The following is a 19,661-nucleotide window of genomic DNA, read 5'->3' as shown; positions in this document are numbered from 1 at the left end:
GCGCCATGGGTGCATGCGGGCTACTCGGTGGCAGCCTCGTCGCTCAGTATGTAACGCGGGAACTTCGCCATTTGCTTGGCATTAGCCTTGATTGTCCAATCACCATACTTGTCGCCCTGACTCTTCCGCGCATGACTGACAATATAATCGACGCATGGCGTGTCCATCTCAGCCTCACGAGCTATCGTCCTGAAAGTGTGTCTCCACGCGTGATTGGGAGCAACCTCCAGATTTTCGAACAGTCCACTAACGAAATCCCTGAGATGGGCCGCTGTCTTGTCCCACAACTTATACTTCACATCGTCATGCTTTCGTTTTTCGTTCGGATCGTAAAAGAGCGGGCCGTCGCCTGCTGACTTAACAGCCAACAGGAAGCCCTGCGCCCGCAAATCCTCATGGACAGGCACGAGCCGCATCTTCCCGTTTTTGACCGATCCCGCTTCGGGGGTGATGCGCATCACCAAGCAACCGTCTCGCTCGAAGACGTCACACCCCCTCATTTGAGTCACTTCGCCAACCCTCGCGCCACTGTAAGCGCAAATCCAAGGAACCCAACGCCTAGCTCGCCGATAATGTGGAGGTAGTTCATCATACCAATTCGTCAGAGCAGCATGGAGAATCTTCCGTGCTTCGTCAGCTGTGAAGCCTTGCGACCTGAGATATTCGGCCTTGGGAACGCGCACAGTGATGCCGTCCGCAGGGTTCGTAGGAATCTTCAGGTTGTCCTTCCCCCAGCGGAGGACGACTTTCAACGCGGACAAATAGACCTCTTTGACAGTCTTTCCCGAGAGCGACTGCAACAAGGTCGTCTTCCAATCCACCACATCCTGAGGAGTAATGCGGGCCGCGTTGTCGTGGCCGACGTCTCGGATGAACCTCTCGATGACCCCTCTGAACCGCCTGACTGTCGCAGAGGCAGGCTTCCGCTCGTCGATATAGCCTTCGAACAAGGCTCGCAGGGATACATGGCGGACGGTCGGTTGCTCCGAGGTCGCTGAAGCTCGCTCAGGCAGACTAACTGCGTTGACGTCCCCTGCCCTAGCCGCTGCAATCCGCGCCTGAAACTCCGCAATTACGGGAGCAGCACGATTGTTGGCTTCGGATTTCGTGAGCCGTCCCAGTCGCTTCGTGAGATTGTTCTTGCCGATCACCCCGCGCACTTCAGGCGGAACGACGATACGCACCTCCCATGTGCCGTCCGTCGTTTTTCGCAGGTGATTCATGAGCCGCATATGTAGCGCCGATTTGTAGCGGCGCAATCCTCCGAACCCTTGAAAAACCTTAGTTTTTCGTCAATTCAGAGGGTTGTTATGGTGCTGCTGGGGAGGATTGAACTCCCGACCTCACCCTTACCAAGGGTGCGCTCTACCACTGAGCTACAGCAGCGCCGGAACAGGCGCGCCCTATTGTCGCGCGGCCTCGCTATGTCAAGCGGGGGTTGATGGGTGCCTCACTTATCGCCAAGGCGTTTCGCATGGGTGAAGAGCCTCGCAAGAATATGTCACGCGAAGAGCGGCTCGCCGCCAAGCTCCGCGAGAACCTGCGGCGGCGCAAGGCGCAGGCCCGCGCGCTTGGCTCGGCGACTGGCGAATCGGATGGAACGCAAGGCCTTCCCAATCCTCCGCGCGAAGGCTAACGCAGCGCGCTCTTGTTCTAGAGGACCAAGCCGCCCGCTCCCCCGCCCTTCCACCCGGATCCCATCGGGTCACCATCCGGGTGGAAGGGCGGGAGAGCGGGCGGCGCGGCAACCGGAGTAAAGATGCCCAAGCTCATCCTCGTCCGCCACGGCCAGAGCCAGTGGAACCTCGAAAACCGCTTCACCGGGTGGTGGGATGTCGACCTCACCGACAAGGGCGTCGCCGAGGCCACCGCGGCGGGGCACCTGCTGCGCGACAAGGGGGTGCTGCCGACCTATGCCTTCACCTCGCTCCAGACCCGCGCGATCAAGACGCTGCACCTGGCGCTCGAGGCGGCGGGGCGGCTGTGGATCCCCGAGGTCAAGGACTGGCGGCTGAACGAGCGGCACTATGGCGGGCTCACCGGGCTCGACAAGGCCGAGACCGCGGCGAAGCACGGCGACGAACAGGTGAAGATCTGGCGCCGCTCCTTCGACATTCCCCCGCCCGAGCTCGAGGCGGCGAGCGAGTTCGATCTCGCCAGCGACCCGCGCTATGCCGGGATCGCGATCCCCAACACCGAGAGCTTGAAGCTCACCATTGAGCGTGTGCTGCCCTTTTGGGAGAGCGCGATCCTCCCGGTGCTCGCGAGCGGCGAGACCGTCATCATCGCCGCGCACGGCAATTCCCTGCGCGCGCTGGTCAAGCACCTCTCGGGGATCTCCGACGCGGACATCACCGAGCTCGAGATTCCCACCGGCCAGCCGATCGTCTACGACTTCGAGAGCGGCGCGGTCGTCGGCGAGCGCTACTACCTGAAGGACGCGTGATGGACAGCATCGGGGGCAGGGTCGCGATCGTGATGGGGAGCCAGTCGGACTGGCCCACCATGAAGGCCGCCGCCGAGGTGCTCGACGAGCTCGAGGTCGCCTACGAGGCGCGGATCGTCTCGGCCCACCGCACCCCCGACCGGATGGTGGCCTTCGCCAAGGGGGCCGAGGGCGAGGGGTTCAGCGTCATCATCGCCGGCGCGGGCGGCGCGGCGCACCTCCCCGGCATGATCGCGAGCATGACGCACCTGCCGGTGCTCGGCGTGCCGGTGCAGTCGAAGGCTTTGAGCGGCATGGATAGCCTGCTCTCGATCGTGCAGATGCCCGGCGGCATCCCCGTCGGCACGCTGGCGATCGGCGAGGCGGGGGCGAAGAACGCGGGCCTGCTCGCCGCATCGATCCTGGCGCTGGGCGACGAGGACCTCTCCGAGCGCCTCCAGGACTGGCGCGCGGCGAACAGCGCGGGCGTGGGCGAGGTGCCGGAGGACTGAAGGCGGATTTCCGTTCGGCCTGAGCTTGCCCCAGGCCTGCACTTTTCTTTATGCCCGGCGCCGGAAACGAAGGACGGCCCTTCGACAAGCTCAGGGCGAACGGGGTAAGTAGTTTGGCGCTGGCAACAGGCTCCACCATCGGCATTCTCGGCGGCGGGCAGCTCGGCCGGATGATGGCGGTCGCCGCACTCCAGCTCGGCTACCGGGCGATCGGCTACGCGCCCGAGGGCGACAATGTCGCGGCCGATGCCTGCGCGGGCTTCATCACCGCCGAATGGGACGATGCCGAGGCCCTGGCGCAGTTCGCGCAAACCTGCGACGTGGTGACCTGGGAGTTCGAGAACGTCCCCGTCGCCGCCGTGAAGGCGCTCCCCGCCGACCTCCTCGCCTGCCCCGTCAAGGCGCTCGAGATCGCGCAGGACCGCCTGCGCGAGAAGGATTTCGCCGCCTCGCTCGGCGGACAGCCTGCGCCCTATGCGCAGGTCGAGACCGAGGCGGACTTCGCCGAGGCCCTCGTCCGCATCGGCACTCCGGGCATCCTCAAGACCGCGCGCGACGGCTACGACGGCAAGGGCCAGTGGCGCGTGCGCTCGGCGCTCGAGGCGAGCGGCATCCGCTTCCCGGGCGTCGCTTGCGTCTACGAGGGCTTCGTCACCTACGAGACCGAGTTCTCCGTGATTCTCGTCCGCGGGCGCGACGGCGACATCCGGTTCTGGGACTCGACCGCGAATCTCCACGAGGGCGGGATGCTCGCCCGCTCGATCCTGCCCGCCGGAGCGCTGGTCGAGGCGCAGGTGCCGGCCGCGCGCGCGCTCGCCGCGAAGGTCGCCGACGCGCTCGGCTATGTCGGGGTGCTGACGCTCGAGTTCTTCGCCACCCGCGAGGGGCCGGTGTTCAACGAGATGGCCCCGCGGGTCCACAACTCGGGCCACTGGACCATCGAGGGCGCCGCCACCAGCCAGTTCGAGAACCACATCCGTGCGATCTGCGGCCTGCCGCTGGGGGGCACCGCGACCCGCTTCGAGGCGATCGAGATGCGCAACATCGTCGGCGAGGAGGCGCTCGAGGCGCACAGGATCCTCGCCGAGCCCGGCGAGCCGCACCTCCACCTCTACGGCAAGCGCGAGGCGCGCGAGGGGCGCAAGATGGGTCACGTCACCCGGGTCGGGCACATCATCCCATGAGCCGCGAAGTCGCGCTGATCTACGCTCGCGCCGCCAATGGCGCGATCGGCCTCCGCGGCGACCTGCCGTGGCGGCTGCCGGCGGACCTCCGGCATTTCAAGGCGCTGACGCTGGGCAAGCCGATGGTGATGGGCCGCAAGACCTTCGACAGTCTGCCCGGCCTCCTCCCCGGCCGCCGCCACATCGTCCTCACCCGCGACGCCGGCTGGAGCGCGAGCGGAGCCGAGGTCGCCGCCACGCCCGAGGAGGCGCTCGACCTCGTGGGCGAGGGCGAAGTCGCGGTGATCGGCGGGGCGGCGGTGTTCGAGACGTTCCTGCCGCGCGCGACCCGCGTCGAGCTCACCCAGATCCATGCCGACTACGAAGGCGACACCTTCATGCCGCCGCTCGGGCCGGAATGGCACGAGGTGGCGCGCGAGGATCATGCGGCCGAGGGCGACACGCCCGCCTTCGCCTTCCTCACCTATCGTCGAGGCGATGCCTGATGCGCTGGCTCGATCACCGCGATCCCGTCCCCGCCGCGATGCGGGGCGCAATCATCGCGCTCGGCAATTTCGACGGGTTCCACCGCGGGCACCAGGCGGTCGCGGGCGAGGCGATCCGCTGGGCGCACGCCGAGGGCCGCCCCTCGATCATCGCCACCTTCGATCCCCACCCGGTGAGCTTCTTCAAGCCCGAGCTCCCGCCCTTCCGGCTGAGCACCCTCGAGCAGCGCCAGGAGCTCTACCTCGCCGCCGGGGCGACCGCGATGCTGGTGTTCCACTTCGACGCCGAGCTTGCGGGCACGAGCGCGGAGGACTTCATTCAAGCCATCCTCATCGAGCGCTTCGGCGCGCACGGGGTGGTGACCGGGGGCGACTTCACCTTCGGGCGCGGCGCCAAGGGCAATGTCGACCTGCTGCGCTCGCTCGGCCGCGAACTCGGGCTCAAATCGCGCGTGGTCGAGGCGGTGGCGCAATATGGCGAGGTCGTCTCCTCGAGCCGCATCCGCCAGGCGCTGCGCGACGGCGATCCGCAGCTTGCCGCGCGGCTCCTCTCCCGCCCCTTCGCGATCCGCGGCATCGTCGAGCACGGCGACAAGCGCGGGCGCACGATCGGCTATCCGACAGCCAATCTCGGGGTCGAGAACTACCTCCGCCCGAAATACGGCATCTACGCCGTGACGGGGCGCATCCTCTCGACCGGCGAGGTGCTCAAGGGCGCCGCCAACATCGGCATCCGCCCGCAGTTCGAACCGCCCAAGGAGCTGCTCGAGCCCTATTTCTTCGACTTCTCCGGCGACCTCTACGGGCAGGAGATCGAGATCGCCTTCCACCACTACCTGCGCGGCGAGGCGAAGTTCGACAGCCTCGAGGCCCTGATCGCGCAGATGGACAAGGATTGCGCCGAGGCGCGTCGGCTTCTCTCCTCGTCATTGCGAGCGTAGCGCGGCAATCCATGGCGCTATGTTGCGTCATGGGTCGAGGCCGGTTCATGGATTGCCGCGTCGCCTTCGGCTCCTCGCAATGACGAGCCTTTGCAGTTGCGGGATGAAAGGCTAAGGCCCCGCGCACCATGTCCGACGAACCTACGCAGCGCGATTACCGGGACACCGTCTTCCTGCCGAAGACCGAGTTCCCCATGAAGGCCGGCCTCCCCCAGAAGGAGCCGGGCATCGCCGCGCGCTGGCAGGCAATCGGGCTCTACGAGCAGCTTCGCGCCGCACGCCAGGGGCGCGAAAAATTCATCTTCCACGACGGCCCGCCCTACGCCAATGGCGACATGCATATCGGGCACGCGCTGAACCACATCCTCAAGGACATGGTCTGCCGCACCCAGAACCTGATCGGCAAGGACGCGCCCTACGTGCCCGGCTGGGACTGCCACGGCCTGCCCATCGAGTGGAAGGTCGAGGAGCAGTACCGCAAGGAGAAGAAGCCCAAACCCGTGCTCACCGGCGCCGGGCGCGACGAGGCGGCGGTCAAGGCCTTCCGCGACGAGTGCCGCGCCTACGCGCAGCACTGGGTCGACGTGCAGCGCTCGCAGTTGAAGCGCCTCGGCATCATGGCCGACTGGGACCACCCCTACCTCACCATGCAGAAGGAGAGCGAGGCGGTGATTGTCGCCGAGCTTCTGAAGCTCGCCGAGGCGGGGAACCTCTACCGCGGCTCGAAGCCGGTGATGTGGTCCCCGGTCGAACAGACCGCGCTGGCCGAGGCGGAGGTCGAATACGAGGACATCACCTCGACCCAGATCGACGTGGCGTTCGAGATTGTGGAGAGCCCGATCCCCGAACTGGTCGGCGCCCACGCGGTGATCTGGACGACGACGCCGTGGACGATCCCGGTGAACCAGGCTTTGGCCTATGGGCCGGAGGTTGAGTATGTGCTCGTTGAGCTGCTGCCATTTGGCGGGGCGTTCGACGATACGAAAGTTACCGTGGAGCAGGCTGACGCTTGGTCCGTCGACCGCGAGAAGCTCCCCTCTCGAGTTCTGTTGGCGAAGTCGCTTCTTGAGGATGCTGAGAAGCGTCTGATGTATTGGATGGTTCGATTGTCGACACCGGTTTGGGCCGGCAAGGGCTCCGAACTCGCCGGCACCCTCGCCCGCCACCCGATGCACCACCTCGGTGGCTTCTACGCCACCCCGCGCCCGCTGCTGCCCGGCGACTTCGTCACCACCGACAGCGGCACCGGCCTCGTCCACATGGCGCCCGATCACGGCGAGGACGACTTCGAGCTGTGCAAGGCGAACGGCATCAACCCCGTCTTCGCGGTGATGAATGACGGGCGCTACCGTGACGACTGGGGCTGGCTCGGCGGCGCGGACGAGCGGCGGATGAGCGTCATCAACCCGAAATTCAACGCGCCCGATGGCCCCATTTGTGCCGATCTCCGGGAAGCAGGCGCGCTGCTCGCGGCGAGCGCGGACTACGCGCATTCCTACCCGCATTCATGGCGCTCCAAGGCCAAGGTGATCTTCCGCTGCACCCCCCAGTGGTTCGTGCCGATGGACAAGGAACTCCCCTCCCGCTTGCGGGAGGGGTCGGGGGTGGGCGCGTCCGCGAACGACGGTGCGGAGACGGGCCCACCCCTAACCCCTCCCGCAGGCGGGAGGGGGACGTTGAGGGATGTGGCCCTCGCCGAAATCGCGCGCGTGCAGTTCATCCCCGAAAAGGGCCGCAACCGCATCGGCGCGATGGTCGAGGGGCGGCCCGACTGGGTGCTCAGCCGCCAGCGCGCGTGGGGCGTGCCGATCACGCTCTTCGTGCGGCCCGACGGCACCTACCTTCAGGATACGGCGGTCAACGCCCGCATCGTTGCGGCGGTGAACGCCGAGGGCATGGACGCGTGGAACAGCGCCAACAAGGCGGCCTTCCTCGGGCCCGATTATGATCCCGCGGAGTTCGAGATGGTCACCGACATTCTCGACGTGTGGTTCGATTCGGGCTGCACCCACGCCTTCGTGCTGGAGAGCGGCCGCTGGCCCGACCTCCAGTGGCCCGCCGACCTCTATCTCGAGGGCTCCGACCAGCACCGCGGCTGGTTCCAGTCCTCGCTGCTTGAAAGCTGCGTCACCCGCGGGCGGGCGCCCTACGACCAGATCCTCACCCACGGCTTCACGATGGACGCCAAGGGCAAGAAGATGTCGAAGTCGCTCGGCAACACGGTCGATCCGATCAAGGTGATGGAGACCTACGGCGCGGACATCATCCGGCTGTGGGCACTGTCGGTCGACTTCACCGAGGACCACCGCATCGGCGACGAGATCCTGAAGGGCGTGGGCGACCAGTATCGCAAGCTCAGGAACACCTTCCGCTACCTCCTCGGCGCGCTCGACGGGTTTAGCGAGGCGGAGCGCGTCGACTTCGCGGCGATGCCGGAGCTCGAGCGCTACATCCTCGGCAAGCTGCACGCGCTCGACGTCACGCTTCACGCGGCGATCCACGCCTATGACTTCAACGAATACGTCCGCGCGCTCGTCGACTTCTGCAACGAGGACCTCTCGGCGTTCTTCTTCGATATCCGCAAGGATTCGCTCTACTGCGACGATCCCGCGGACCCGCGCCGCCGCGCCTATCGCACGGTGCTCGACATCCTGTTCGAACGGCTCATCCGCTACGCCGCCCCGGTGCTGGTGTTCACCGCCGAGGAGGTGTGGCTGAGCCGCTATCCCGACGGCGGCAGCGTCCACCTGCTCGAGATCGACGAAGCTCCGGCCGCCTGGCAGGATGGGGACCTCGCCTTCAAGTGGGACAGCCTGCGCGCCCTTCGCGACAGCGTCAACGAGGCCATCGAGCCGCTGCGCCGCGACAAGACCATCCGCTCGAGCCTCGAGGCCGAGGTCGCCGTTCCCGCCGCCGCCGTGCCGGAAGGCGTTTCGGACGAAGCTCTCGCCGAGCTGTTCATCACCGCGACAGTGACCCGCGGGCAGGGCGAGGGCGTGACCGTCGCCAAGACCTCCGACGCCAAGTGCGGCCGCTGCTGGCGGCTCCTGCCCGACGTGCCGGAGGAAGGCGCGCTGTGCGGGCGCTGCGAGAGCGTGGTCGCGGCGTCGGGCGAAAGCGCCGCGGCATGAGCGCGCTGTTCACCCGCAACCGGCTGATCGGCCTTGCGCTCGCCGCCCTCGTCGCGCTGGTCGACCAGGCGGTGAAGTTCTGGATCGTCGGCCCGCTCGACCTCAGGTTCGTGGGTCGGATCGACCTCCTCCCCTTCTTCGACCTCACCTACACCGAGAACCGCGGCGTCTCGCTCGGGATGTTCCAGGCGAGCAGCATGGAGACCCGCTGGGCGCTGGTCGCGGTGACCGCGGCGATCGCCGTCGTCGTGCTGGTGTGGATGATGCGCGAGCGCAAGCTCGGCGACATCGCCGGGCTCGCGCTGATCCTCGGCGGGGCGCTCGGCAACATCAAGGATCGCTGGGAGCTCGGCTACGTCATCGACTTTGCCGACTTCCACATCGGGACCTTCCGGCCCTTCCTGATCTTCAACATCGCCGACGCCGCGATCACCATCGGCGTCGTCATCATCCTTGCGCGCAGCCTGCTGGTGCGCGACAAGGGGGACACACAAGCCGGGGACGCCCCCCGTGGAGAGGCCCAAGATGCGTAAGACTGCAACCCTGATCCTGCTGGCCGGTGCCTCGGCGATGCTCGCTGCCTGCGGCAGCGGCGGCGGGGTGTTCAACCGCGCGCGCCCCGACGAGTTCGCGGTGCAGCGCCAGGCGCCGCTGGTGGTGCCGCCCGACTTCACGCTCACCCCGCCCGCCCCCGGCGCCCCGCGCCCCTCCGAGGGCACCGCGTCCGAGCAGGCGCTCGAGGCGCTGTTCGGCGGCCCCGCGCCGCGCAGCAAGGTCGAGACGAGCGCGATCGACCGCGCCGGCCGCGCCGACCCCTCGATCCGCTCGCAGGTCGGCGACACCGGGACCAACACCGTCGCCAAGGGCCGCGTCACCCGCGACATCATCGCCGCGCCCGAGGGCGACGGCCAGTCGGCCTCGACCGCGATCCCGAGCGCCTGACGGAAACATATCGCGCGGAGACGCGGAGACGCGGAGGCAAGCGCCCGCCGCGCCAGCGGCCGTGGGTTTTCTCTCACACTAAGCCGCAAAGACACAAAGAGGGTGTTCTGCGGGGCCCTCCATTTGTGGCTCTGTGTGATGAAAGGCGGCTGCGCCGCCCCTTCGGCTCCGCGTCTCCGCGTCTCCGCGTGAGTCCGGGAAAGCCCTACTCCCCCGCCCGGCTCACCAGCAGCTTGTCGATGCGGCGGCCGTCCATGTCGACCACCTCGAAGCGCCAGCCCTGGTCGGTGAAGTGCTCGCCCTCGTGGGGCAGCTTCTTGAGCACCGAGAGCGCATAGCCCGCCGCGGTGCCGAACTCGCGGTCCTCGCCGTAGTCGAGCCCCAGCCGGTCGGCGAGCGCGTCGGCCGAAAGCGAGCCCGAGACCAGCAGCGAGCCGTCCTCGCGCTCGGTCACCGAGGGCAGGTCGCCGTCGTCGCTGTCGCTGGCGAAGTTGCCGACGATCGCGGTGAGGAGGTCGACCGGGGTGACGATTCCTTCGAAGTGCCCGTATTCGTCGTGCACCACCGCCATCGCCACTTCAGCCGATTGCAGCACCCTCAGGGCGTCCATCGCGTCGAGCTGGTCGGGGACGACCTCGACCTTGCGCATCATCGCGCGCAGGGGCACCGCACGGCCCGCCACCATCGCCGCGAGCACGTCGCGCACCTTGACCACGCCGAGGATCGTGTCGGGCGAGCCGTCCGCGACCGGGAGCAGCGAGTGGGTGCTGCCCTCGATCCGCTCGCGGATCGCCTGCGGGTCGGCGTCGGCGGCGATCCAGTCGACCTCGGTGCGCGGCGTCATCATCTCGCGCACCGGGCGCTCGGCGAGGCGCACGACGCCGGTGAGGATCTGGCGCTGCTCGGCCTCGATCACCCCCGAGCGGCTCGCCTCGGCGAAGATCATCTTCAATTCCTCGGCGGTGACCGAGGCATCGTCGCTGCCCTTGAGGCCGAGCAGCCGGATCAGCGCGGTCGAACTGGCGTCGAGCAGCCACACCAGCGGCGCCGCGGCGCGGGCCATGAAGGCCATCGGGCGCGCCATCACCAGCGACACCGGCACCGCGGCGCGCAGGGCGAGCTGCTTGGGGACGAGCTCGCCGATGATGAGGCTGAGATAGGTGGTGAAGGCGATCACCACCGCAAAGCCCGTGGTCTCGGCATATTCCGCCGGGAGCCCCAGCGCCTGGAGCCGCTCGCCCACCGGCCCGCCGAGGCTCGCCCCCGAATAGGCGCCCGCGATGATGCCGATGAGGGTGATGCCGATCTGCACAGTCGAGAGGAACTTGCCCGGCTCGGCCGCCAGCGCCAGCGCGATCCGCGCGCTCACCGAGCCGCCCTCGGCGCGCATTTCGAGCGTGCTCGTCTTGGCCGAGACGATCGCGAGCTCGGACATCGCGAAAACGCCGTTGAGCACGACGAGCGCGACGATGATCGCAAGATCGGTCCAAGGAAAAGGTGTCACGCTCCTCGCGCTAGCACAATCCTCGGGGCTTGCCAGCCATGCGTCACGGTCCGCACCGGGGATGCGGCGGCGCGGGGGCTGGCTTGTTCAACATGGATCAAGGAATCGCCATGCAGGAGATATAGCCTCGGTTCACCGACGACTTCGCGCATCCCGCAGGGGGGCTGGTCGGCGGCAATGACAATAAGAAGGAGGTAAGGCTCATGACTTTCTCGCGCATCCTGCTGTCGGGCACCGCCGCGCTCGCCCTCTTGGGCACCAGCGCCTGCGTCACCGACCCCAACACCGGCGAGAAGAAGATCTCGCGCACCGCGATCGGCACCGGCCTCGGCGGCACGCTCGGCTACCTGCTGGGCGGCGCGATCGGCGGCGACACGGGGCGCATCATCGGCGCCGGGATCGGCGGCTCGGCGGGGGCGATCATCGGCAAGCAGTACGACGACCAGATCAAGGAACTGAAGGAGCAGACCGCCGGGAGCGGCGTCGACGTCGAGGAAGTGGGCGATCAGGACGCGATCCTCGTGCGCCTGCCCGACGGGGTGACCTTCGCGACCGGCTCGGCGCAGATCAACCCGGGGTTCTACGACACGCTCAACTCGGTCGCCGAGACGCTGGTGAAGTATCCGAACAGCCTGATCGACGTCTACGGCTTCACCGACACGACCGGCGCTCCCGCGACCAACCAGCGCCTTTCGGAGCAGCGCGCGCAGGCGGTTGCCGACTACCTCGCCGCGCGCGGCGTCGCCCGGGCGCGCATCGCGACCCGCGGCTACGGCGAGCAGTACGACTACCTCAGGGTCAAGACCGGCGACAACATCAACGAGCCGCTCAACCGCCGGGTCGAGATCAAGATCATCCCGGTCAGCCAGGACGACGTGAGCAAGGCCCGCAGCGGGAACTGATCCGCGGCGGCAAGCCATCGAGAGGGGCTGCCCGCAAGGGCGGCCCCTTGTTGTTTCACGCGGAGACGCGGAGCCGCGGAGGATTCTCGGAACGGCGAAGCCGCATCATCGCATCGGACGCGATCGCGCCCCATCGGTGGTGCACACCCCCTTTGCGCTCTCTGCGTCTCTGCGTGAAAAGATTCTCGCGCAGAGACGCAGAGAGCGCAGAGGGTTCGGCGCCTCGCAACGCCGCGCGCGCATCTTCGGAGCGAGGAATCATGCGGCTTCGCCGGGGCGCAACCCCTCCGCGTCTCCGCGTCTCCGCGTGAAACCTACCGCAGCGCCTTCGCCCGTTCCGCCAGCCGCTCGACCGCCGCGGCGTGGATTGCGGGGGAGCACACCAGCACCCCGAAGTCGCGGGGATCGTGCTTGTTGTAGGCGAGCGGGCGGCCGAAGGCGTCGGTGACCTCGGCCCCCGCCTCGCGCGCGATCAGGGTCGCGGCGGCGATGTCCCACTCGTAGCCCCAGCGCAGCGTCGCCACGAGGTCGGCGCGGTCGGCGGCGACCATTGCGATCCGCAATGCGATCGAGTTCGGCTGCTCGACCGCCACGAGGTCGCTGTCCTCGCGCGGGAGCGACACGGTCGGCACCCGCGCCCCGGCGAACTCGGAGCGCTGGCTCGCCCGGATCGGGGCGCCGTTGAGGCTCGCCCCCTGCCCCGCCACCGCGAGCCACTCCTCGCCCCGCGCCGGGGCGGCGAGCATCCCGATCAGCGGGCGTCCGGCGCTCACCAGCGCGACCGACACCGCCCACCCGGCGCGCCCGCGCACGAAGTCGCGGGTGCCGTCGATCGGGTCGACCAGCCAGATGAGGCTGCTGCCGGTGCGCGCCTTGTCGTCGGCGGTCTCCTCGGAGAGCCAGGCGGCCGAGGGCAGCAGGCGCATCAGCTCGCGTTTGAGGAAGCGATCGACCTCGAGATCGGCCTCGCTCACCGGACTGCCCGGGGTCTTGTCCCAGCTGTGCAAGCTGTGCCCCGCCCCCGGCCAGCGCGAATGGGCGATCCTGCCCGCCTCGCGGACGATGGCCTCAAGGTGTTCCCTGTCAATCATGAGAGCCTAGCGTGTTGGCCCTGCACAGAGCACTTTTCAAGCCTGCCGATCCGTGCTTAGGCCCCGCGCAGACAAACCTCTCCCCAGGATTTGCGAAAAGGGATCGACACGCCATGAACGTCCACGAATACCAGGCCAAGGAACTCCTCGCGAAGCACGGCATCGCGGTCCCGGCGGGCCATGCGGCCCTGAGCGTCGAGGAAGCGGTCGAGGCCGCCAAGCAGCTTCCGGGGCCGCTCTACGTGGTCAAGGCGCAGATCCACGCGGGCGGACGCGGCAAGGGCAAGTTCAAGGAACTCGGCGCGGACGCCAAGGGCGGCGTGCGGCTCGCCAAGAGCCTCGATGAAGTGCGTGCCCACGCCGAGGAAATGCTCGGCAACACGCTGGTGACCGTCCAGACGGGGGACGCGGGCAAGCAGGTCAACCGCCTCTACATCACCGACGGCGTCGACATCGCCAAGGAATACTACCTCTCGCTGCTGGTCGACCGTGCGACGGGCCGCGTCGCCTTCGTCGTTTCGACCGAGGGCGGGATGGACATCGAGACCGTGGCGCATGACACGCCGCACCTCATCACCACCTTCTCGATCGACCCCGCGCAGGGCTTCCAGCCGCACCACGGCCGCGCTGTGGCCTTCGCGCTCAAGCTCCAGGGCGATCTCAACAAGCAGGCGCAGAAGCTCGCCAAGCAGCTCTACGACGCCTTCCTCGCCACCGATTGCGAGATGCTGGAAATCAACCCGCTGGTCGAAACCGAGGACGGCAAGCTCTTGGTGCTCGACGCCAAGATGAGCTTCGACGGCAACGCCCTCTACCGCCACCCCGACATCGAAGCCCTGCGCGACGAGACCGAGGAAGACCCGGCCGAAGTCGAAGCCAGCGAATATGACCTCGCCTACATCAAGCTCGACGGCAACATCGGCTGCATGGTCAACGGCGCCGGCCTCGCGATGGCGACGATGGACATCATCAAGCTCAACGGCGCCTTCCCGGCGAACTTCCTCGACGTGGGCGGCGGGGCCACCACCGAGAAGGTCACCGCGGCTTTCAAGATCATCCTCAAGGACCCGGCGGTCGAGGGCATCCTCGTCAACATCTTCGGCGGGATCATGAAGTGCGACGTGATCGCCAACGGGATCGTGCAGGCGGCGAAGGACGTGAACCTCCAGGTTCCGCTGGTCGTGCGCCTCGAAGGCACCAACGTGGCCGAAGGCAAGGCGATCCTCGCCAATTCGGGCCTCGCGATTGTCCCCGCCGACAACCTCGGCGATGCGGCGCAGAAGATCGTCGCGGAAGTGAAGAAGGCCGCCTGATCGGGGGCCTTCGTTCACATAGTTCATACGGTGCGCAGGTTGTCTCGTATCAACTTTGCGCATTCCAACAGCGGCCCGCCTCGCTTGACGTTTACGTAAACGCAAGCTAGGCGGGCGGCCAAAGGCGCTGAGAGGCGTCCACGTGATTCTTTGAGAGGAAGGACAAGCCATGAAGATCCTCGTCCCCGTCAAGCGGGTGATCGACTACAACGTCAAGCCGCGGGTCAAGGCCGACGGCTCGGGCGTCGATCTCGCCAACGTCAAGATGAGCATGAACCCGTTCGACGAGATCGCGGTCGAGGAAGCCATCCGCCTCAAGGAAAAGGGCGCGGCGACCGAGATCGTCGCGGTGTCGATCGGCCCGGCCAAGGCGCAGGAAACCCTGCGCACCGCGCTCGCGATGGGCGCCGACCGCGCGATCCTGGTGGAGACCGACGAAGAGGTCGAGCCGCTGGCGGTCGCCAAGATTTTGAAGGCCATTGCCGATGAAGAGCAGCCGGGCCTGGTGATCCTCGGCAAGCAGTCGATTTCGGACGATTCGAACCAGACCGGCCAGATGCTAGCAGCCCTCATGGGCCGTCCGCAGGGCACTTTTGCGAATACCGTCGAGGTTGAAGGCGACAGCGTGACGGTGAAGCGCGAAGTCGACGGGGGGCTTCAGACCGTGAAGCTCGCGCTCCCCGCGATCGTCACCACCGACCTGCGCCTCAACGAGCCGCGCTACGCCTCGCTGCCGAACATCATGAAGGCCAAGCAGAAGCCGCTCGCGACCAAGACCGCCGCCGACTACGGCGTCGACCTCGCCCCGCGCCTCAAGACGCTGAAGGTGCAGGAACCCGCCGTGCGCCAGGCCGGCGTCAAGGTCGCCGATGTCGCCGAGCTGGTGGGCAAGCTCAAGACCCTCGGCATCGCCGACTAAGGCTTTCGGACAAGGAACCCAAGAGATGAAGACTCTCGTTCTCGTCGAACATGACAACACCAAGGTGCAGGACGCGACCCTCGCGGTCGTGACCGCCGCCTCACAGCTCGGCGAAGTGCACCTGCTGGTCGCCGGCCACAACTGCGGTTCGGTCGCCGAGGCAGCCGCGAAGATCGCGGGCGTCGGCAAGGTCCACGTCGCCGACGACGCGGCCTATGCCAACGGCCTTGCCGAAAACGTCGCCCCGCTCGCCGCCGCGCTGATGGCCGATCACGACGCCTTCCTCGCCGCCGCGACCACCCAGGGCAAGAACGTCGCCCCGCGCGTCGCCGCGCATCTCGACGTGATGCAGGTCTCGGAAATCCTCTCGGTCGAGGGGCCCAGGACCTTCACCCGCCCGATCTACGCCGGCAACGCCATCGCCACCGTCGAATCGACCGACGCCAAGCTCGTCATCACCGTGCGCGGCACCGCCTTCGAGAAGGCCGCGACCGAGGGCGGTTCGGGCACGATCGAGGCCGTCACCGGCCCCGGTGACGCGGGCACCTCGAGCTTCGTCAGCTCGGAAATCGCCAAGAGCGAGCGCCCCGAACTGACCAGCGCCAAGATCATCGTTTCGGGCGGCCGCGCGCTCAAGGACGCCGAGACCTTCGAGGCGATCATCACGCCCCTCGCCGACAAGCTCGGCGCCGCGATCGGCGCGAGCCGCGCGGCGGTCGACGCGGGCTACGTTCCCAACGATTACCAAGTCGGCCAGACCGGCAAGATCGTCGCCCCGGAAGTCTACTTTGCGATCGGCATCTCGGGCGCGATCCAGCACCTTGCAGGGATGAAGGATTCCAAGGTCATCATCGCCATCAACAAGGACGAGGACGCCCCGATCTTCCAGGTCGCCGACGTGGGCCTCGTCGCGGACCTCTACACCGCGGTGCCGGAGCTGACGAACGCGCTCTGAACGGTCGAACGCTCAAGGGCTTGAGAATATTCGGAACCTCCGGCAAGCTCGGCGTTGTCGGGGGTTTTCTCATGCTTGCTCGCACACTCTCCTGTCTTCTCGGCTTCGGCGTCGCCGCCAGCGCCGTCACGCCTGCGCTCGCCGAGCCGCTCCGGCTCAAGCCGACCTCCGGCTGGGAGCTGCGCGCCTATGACGACAAGTGCCGGATGATCCGCGAGTTCGGATCGGGCGAGGATGTCGTGACGCTCTGGATCGACAAGGGCGGCCCCGGCCCGGGGCTCAACCTCACCCTGATCGGCCGCCCGCTGCGCAGTCCCTTCGGCGCCACCATCCGGGTCGGTTTCACGCCCGGCGAGCTGGTTGAGCGCAACTTCATCACCGCCAAATCGAGCAAGGGCCGCCCGGTGCTCGGCATGTTCGGGGTCCAGCCGGTCTCGCTTCTCGCGGAGACCGGGAGCAGCGGAACGCTGGCCGAGCAGCCCGCCACCGGGGAGGAGAGCGTCGACATCGCGCAATCGGCGGCGTCCGAGATGGCCTCCGAGGACACGATCAAGCGCCGCCTCGCCCGGATCGACGCGCTCGAGCTGTCGGGAGGAGTGGTCGACCCGATCACGCTCGAGCTCGACCGCTTCCTGCCGATGATGGGGGAGCTGCGGACCTGCACGGAAGCCCTGGTCAGCCGTCTGCAGCAGAATGGCCCGGCTTCGGGCGGACGGCAGGCATACCCGGTCGACCAGCGCGTCTGGGCGGCCAAGCTCCAGGAGAATTATCCGCGCCACCTTGCCCTGGCCCAGCAACAGGGATCGGTGGGCGTGCGCCTGACGATCAACAAGGAGGGCAGCCCGACCTTCTGCGAGGTGATCAGCTATAGCGGCCCTGTCTCGTTCAACGAGACGGCCTGCCTGCTGCTGCTCCAGAATGCCAAGTTCGACCCTGCGCGCGACAGCGCCGGGAACCCGGTCGCGAGCCTCTGGACGACGCGGATCACCTACAAGCTCAGGGACTGAGGCGAGGCCGGGCGGCGCTCTCGCGCCCTGCCGGAGCTGACGAACGCGCTCTAAGCGGTTCATCGCAAGCGACTTTTCATTGTCACGAACCTCCGGCAGGTTGCCCGCCTGCCGGAGGTTTTCTTATGCGTTCCACTATCACTGCCGCCGCCCTTTGCGCCCTCGTCCTCGCCGCCGCTCCCGCCCGGGCCGAGATCGTCGAACTCGCCTCGAGCAGCCCCTGGAACGTCGATTTCGGCGAGACCAAGTGCCGGCTGGCGCGGATTTTCGGCGAAGGGGAGAACCGCCACCTCCTGTTCTTCGAGCAGTATTGGCCGAGCGGGCGGGTGGGCATGACCGCGGCCGGTCCCTCGTTCAAGCGGTTCCGCAGCCGCCAGCCCACCGCCCTCGCCTTCGCCGCCGGGCAGCAGCCGCGCAGGACCGAGCCGTTCACCGGGAACGTCGAGGGCTACGGGGACGCGGTGGTCTATTCCTCGGTGAGGATCGACGGCCGTGGCGGGACCGACGCGGAGGACAAGGAGGAGGACACGGTCGGCGGCATCCCGGCGCTCGACAAGCCGGGCGCGAAGGCGGTCGAATTCGTGTCGCTCAAGCAGCGCGGCGACGAGATCCGGCTCAAGACCGGCCCGCTCGACGCCGCCTTCGAGGTGCTGGATCGCTGCGCGCTCGACCTCGTCGGCACCTGGGGGCTCGACATCGAGGCGCACCGCACCGCCATGAGCCTGCCGCGCTGGACCAACCGCGACGCGGTGGTGCGGCGGATCGTCGCCGATTACCCGCGCGACGCCTTGTCCGCCGGCGAGCAGGGGATCATGCGCTTGCGGGTGATCGTCAGCGCCGAGGGCAAGGTCGAGGATTGTGCGATCCTCAAGGCGACCAATGCGGACCGGCTCGACAGTCCCGCCTGCCGCGCGATGGCGCTGGCCCGCTTCGAGCCCGCGCGCGACGCGCAAGGCAAGCCGATGCGCTCCTACCACGCGGAGAGCATCGTCTACCAAGTGGGTAAGTGACCGGCGCGGGGGCGCCTAAAGCACCCTGTTCGCCGCGTGCAGCGCCATCCCGACGAGCCCGCCCACCAGTGTGCCGTTGATGCGGATGAACTGGAGGTCGCGCCCCACCGCGCCCTCGACGCGTCCCGTGATGGTGGTCGCGTCCCAGCGCTTCACCGTCTCCGACACCAGCCGGACGATCTGGTCGCCGTAGCGGGTGGCGATGCCGACAGCCGTGCGGCGGGCGAAGCGGTTGATCTGGTGTTGCAGCCGCGCGTCCTGCTGGAGCGCCTGGCCGAGCTCGGACAGCATCGAGCGCATCTCCTCGCCCATCCCGCTCTCGGGATCGCGGGCGCGGCGGATCAGCGACTGGCGCATCCGCTCCCACACCCCCGTCCACCACACCGCGACGGCGGGGTTGGCGATGAGGTCGCGCTTCATGTCCTCGACCTTGGCGCGGGTCTCGGGGTCGTGCTGCAAGTCCTGCCCAAGCTTCGCCAGCCCCTCCTCGATCTTGCCGCGCAGGGGATGGTCGGGGTTCACCAGCACCTCGGCGAGGAGCTTGTAGAGCCCGTCGAGCACGCTCGAGGAGATCGTCTTGTCGATCCCCGCCCAGCGCAGCACCCCGGCGACGCGCTGGTGGATGATCTCGCGCAGGGTTTCCTCGTTGTCCTCGATCGTCAGGCCCGCCCAGCGCACGAAGCCGTCGATCAGCGGCTGGTGGCGCTTGTCGACCATCGCGCTCTCGATCATCCGCCCGGCGAGCGGGGCGACGTCGAGCTTGGCGAGCTGGCCCGCAAGGCCCGAGCGCACCTGGTTGCCGAGCCGGTCGGGGTCGAGAGATTCGAGCACCTCGGCGAGCAGCTCCGCGGCGCCCGAGGTGATGCGCGAGCGTTCGTCCCCGCCTCTCTCGGGCGAGGCGGCGAGGAACTCGCCCGCCGCTTTGGCGATGTTCATCCCCGCCATCCGCCGCGCGACCACCGCAGGGGTGAGGAAGTTCTCGCGCAGGAACGCCGCCATCGTGTCGGCGATGCGGTCCTTGTTCTCGGGGATGATCGCGGTGTGCGGGATCGGCAGGCCGAGCGGCGCGCGGAACAGCGCCGTCACCGCGAACCAGTCGGCGAGGCCGCCGACCATCGCGGCCTCGGCGAAGGCGTGGACATAGCCCCAGGCGGGGTGTGCGCCGCTCGTCGCGAGGCCGTGGGTGGCGACGAACAGCACCGCCATCGCCGCCAGCATCCCGGTCGCGGTCCAGCGCATCCGCTTTGCGCGGTCGACCGTGAGCGGCTGGCCGCCGAAGGTCAGGGGCCTTGAGGGACGCGTCGCCATGTCCGTGCCTTAGACCGGCGGGGGCCGGTCCG

At 67.8% G+C, this 19,661-nt stretch carries 19 protein-coding genes and 1 tRNA gene; 15 read left to right on the top strand and 5 right to left on the bottom strand.

Annotated features, from left to right (window positions below; all coding sequences use genetic code 11):
• Positions 1-20: 20 nt before the first annotated feature.
• Together ACLBKU_RS06360 and ACLBKU_RS06355 are read right to left on the bottom strand one after the other, a co-directional pair.
• Complete coding sequence (locus tag ACLBKU_RS06360) at positions 21-1,223, bottom strand: DUF6538 domain-containing protein (protein WP_410178687.1); 1,203 nt, start codon at positions 1,221-1,223, stop codon at positions 21-23.
• Between the two features lie 88 nt (positions 1,224-1,311).
• Positions 1,312-1,386: transfer RNA gene (locus ACLBKU_RS06355), tRNA-Thr, on the bottom strand.
• A 55-nt stretch (positions 1,387-1,441) separates the two neighbouring features.
• Between ACLBKU_RS06355 and ACLBKU_RS06350 the strand changes: the two genes are divergently transcribed.
• From ACLBKU_RS06350 to ACLBKU_RS06310, 9 genes are all read left to right on the top strand, one after another.
• Entirely contained in the window at positions 1,442-1,636 is a 195-nt protein-coding gene (locus ACLBKU_RS06350; protein ID WP_410179019.1) for a hypothetical protein, read from the top strand.
• 123 nt (positions 1,637-1,759) lie between these two features.
• Positions 1,760-2,446 (top strand): 2,3-diphosphoglycerate-dependent phosphoglycerate mutase, encoded by a 687-nt coding sequence (gpmA, locus tag ACLBKU_RS06345; protein ID WP_410178686.1) that lies wholly within the window; start codon positions 1,760-1,762, stop codon positions 2,444-2,446.
• On the top strand, positions 2,446-2,937 hold the full coding sequence (gene purE, locus ACLBKU_RS06340) for a 5-(carboxyamino)imidazole ribonucleotide mutase (RefSeq protein WP_410178685.1): 492 nt from the start codon (positions 2,446-2,448) through the stop codon (positions 2,935-2,937). The genes gpmA and purE overlap by 1 nt, the downstream gene beginning before the upstream one ends.
• 50 nt (positions 2,938-2,987) lie before the next feature.
• On the top strand, positions 2,988-4,121 hold the full coding sequence (locus tag ACLBKU_RS06335) for a 5-(carboxyamino)imidazole ribonucleotide synthase (protein WP_410178684.1): 1,134 nt from the start codon (positions 2,988-2,990) through the stop codon (positions 4,119-4,121).
• Complete coding sequence (locus ACLBKU_RS06330) at positions 4,118-4,606, top strand: dihydrofolate reductase (RefSeq protein WP_410178683.1); 489 nt, start codon at positions 4,118-4,120, stop codon at positions 4,604-4,606. Before ACLBKU_RS06335 ends, ACLBKU_RS06330 begins: the two co-directional genes overlap by 4 nt.
• Entirely contained in the window at positions 4,606-5,547 is a 942-nt protein-coding gene (locus ACLBKU_RS06325; RefSeq protein WP_410178682.1) for a bifunctional riboflavin kinase/FAD synthetase, read from the top strand. Before ACLBKU_RS06330 ends, ACLBKU_RS06325 begins: the two co-directional genes overlap by 1 nt.
• Before the next feature lie 128 nt (positions 5,548-5,675).
• Entirely contained in the window at positions 5,676-8,678 is a 3,003-nt protein-coding gene (gene ileS, locus ACLBKU_RS06320; RefSeq protein ID WP_410178681.1) for an isoleucine--tRNA ligase, read from the top strand.
• Positions 8,675-9,211 (top strand): signal peptidase II, encoded by a 537-nt coding sequence (gene lspA / locus ACLBKU_RS06315; RefSeq protein ID WP_410178680.1) that lies wholly within the window; start codon positions 8,675-8,677, stop codon positions 9,209-9,211. The genes ileS and lspA overlap by 4 nt, the downstream gene beginning before the upstream one ends.
• Entirely contained in the window at positions 9,204-9,620 is a 417-nt protein-coding gene (locus ACLBKU_RS06310) for a DUF3035 domain-containing protein (protein ID WP_410178679.1), read from the top strand. The genes lspA and ACLBKU_RS06310 overlap by 8 nt, the downstream gene beginning before the upstream one ends.
• A 205-nt stretch (positions 9,621-9,825) precedes the next feature.
• Here the strand turns inward: ACLBKU_RS06310 and ACLBKU_RS06305 are convergent, their stop codons facing one another.
• Positions 9,826-11,124 (bottom strand): hemolysin family protein, encoded by a 1,299-nt coding sequence (locus ACLBKU_RS06305; protein WP_410178678.1) that lies wholly within the window; start codon positions 11,122-11,124, stop codon positions 9,826-9,828.
• A gap of 203 nt (positions 11,125-11,327) precedes the next feature.
• Here ACLBKU_RS06305 and ACLBKU_RS06300 point away from each other — a divergent pair, with 203 nt between their 5' ends.
• A complete protein-coding gene (locus tag ACLBKU_RS06300) occupies positions 11,328-12,026 on the top strand; it encodes an OmpA family protein (RefSeq protein WP_410178677.1) in 699 nt (232 codons plus the stop codon).
• A 314-nt stretch (positions 12,027-12,340) separates the two neighbouring features.
• Here the strand turns inward: ACLBKU_RS06300 and ACLBKU_RS06295 are convergent, their stop codons facing one another.
• Complete coding sequence (locus tag ACLBKU_RS06295) at positions 12,341-13,117, bottom strand: 3'(2'),5'-bisphosphate nucleotidase CysQ (RefSeq protein WP_410178676.1); 777 nt, start codon at positions 13,115-13,117, stop codon at positions 12,341-12,343.
• Between the two features lie 113 nt (positions 13,118-13,230).
• Between ACLBKU_RS06295 and sucC the strand changes: the two genes are divergently transcribed.
• The 5 genes from sucC to ACLBKU_RS06270 all read left to right on the top strand — a co-directional run bounded on the left by sucC (position 13,231) and on the right by ACLBKU_RS06270 (position 18,321).
• A complete protein-coding gene (gene sucC, locus ACLBKU_RS06290) occupies positions 13,231-14,430 on the top strand; it encodes an ADP-forming succinate--CoA ligase subunit beta (RefSeq protein WP_410178675.1) in 1,200 nt (399 codons plus the stop codon).
• A 169-nt stretch (positions 14,431-14,599) separates the two neighbouring features.
• The gene (locus tag ACLBKU_RS06285) at positions 14,600-15,349 is read left to right on the top strand and encodes an electron transfer flavoprotein subunit beta/FixA family protein (protein WP_410178674.1); all 750 of its coding nucleotides are present in this window, start codon (positions 14,600-14,602) and stop codon (positions 15,347-15,349) included.
• A gap of 25 nt (positions 15,350-15,374) precedes the next feature.
• The gene (locus ACLBKU_RS06280) at positions 15,375-16,304 is read left to right on the top strand and encodes an electron transfer flavoprotein subunit alpha/FixB family protein (RefSeq protein ID WP_410178673.1); all 930 of its coding nucleotides are present in this window, start codon (positions 15,375-15,377) and stop codon (positions 16,302-16,304) included.
• Positions 16,305-16,375: 71 nt separating this feature from the next.
• The gene (locus tag ACLBKU_RS06275; RefSeq protein ID WP_410178672.1) at positions 16,376-17,311 is read left to right on the top strand and encodes an energy transducer TonB; all 936 of its coding nucleotides are present in this window, start codon (positions 16,376-16,378) and stop codon (positions 17,309-17,311) included.
• Positions 17,312-17,436: 125 nt separating this feature from the next.
• On the top strand, positions 17,437-18,321 hold the full coding sequence (locus ACLBKU_RS06270) for an energy transducer TonB (RefSeq protein ID WP_410178671.1): 885 nt from the start codon (positions 17,437-17,439) through the stop codon (positions 18,319-18,321).
• A 15-nt stretch (positions 18,322-18,336) separates the two neighbouring features.
• On the opposite strand, the gene ACLBKU_RS06265 is transcribed toward ACLBKU_RS06270, so the two are convergent.
• Positions 18,337-19,629, bottom strand: coding sequence for a DUF445 domain-containing protein (locus ACLBKU_RS06265; RefSeq protein ID WP_410178670.1), 1,293 nt, complete (start codon positions 19,627-19,629; stop codon positions 18,337-18,339).
• Between the last annotated feature and the right edge of the window lie 32 nt (positions 19,630-19,661).

Source organism: Erythrobacter sp. NE805 (assembly GCF_046452355.1).
Classification (GTDB): domain Bacteria; phylum Pseudomonadota; class Alphaproteobacteria; order Sphingomonadales; family Sphingomonadaceae; genus Erythrobacter.
The sequence above is the reverse complement of the archived record's forward strand: the minus strand, read 5'-3'. Positions and strand labels throughout refer to the sequence as shown.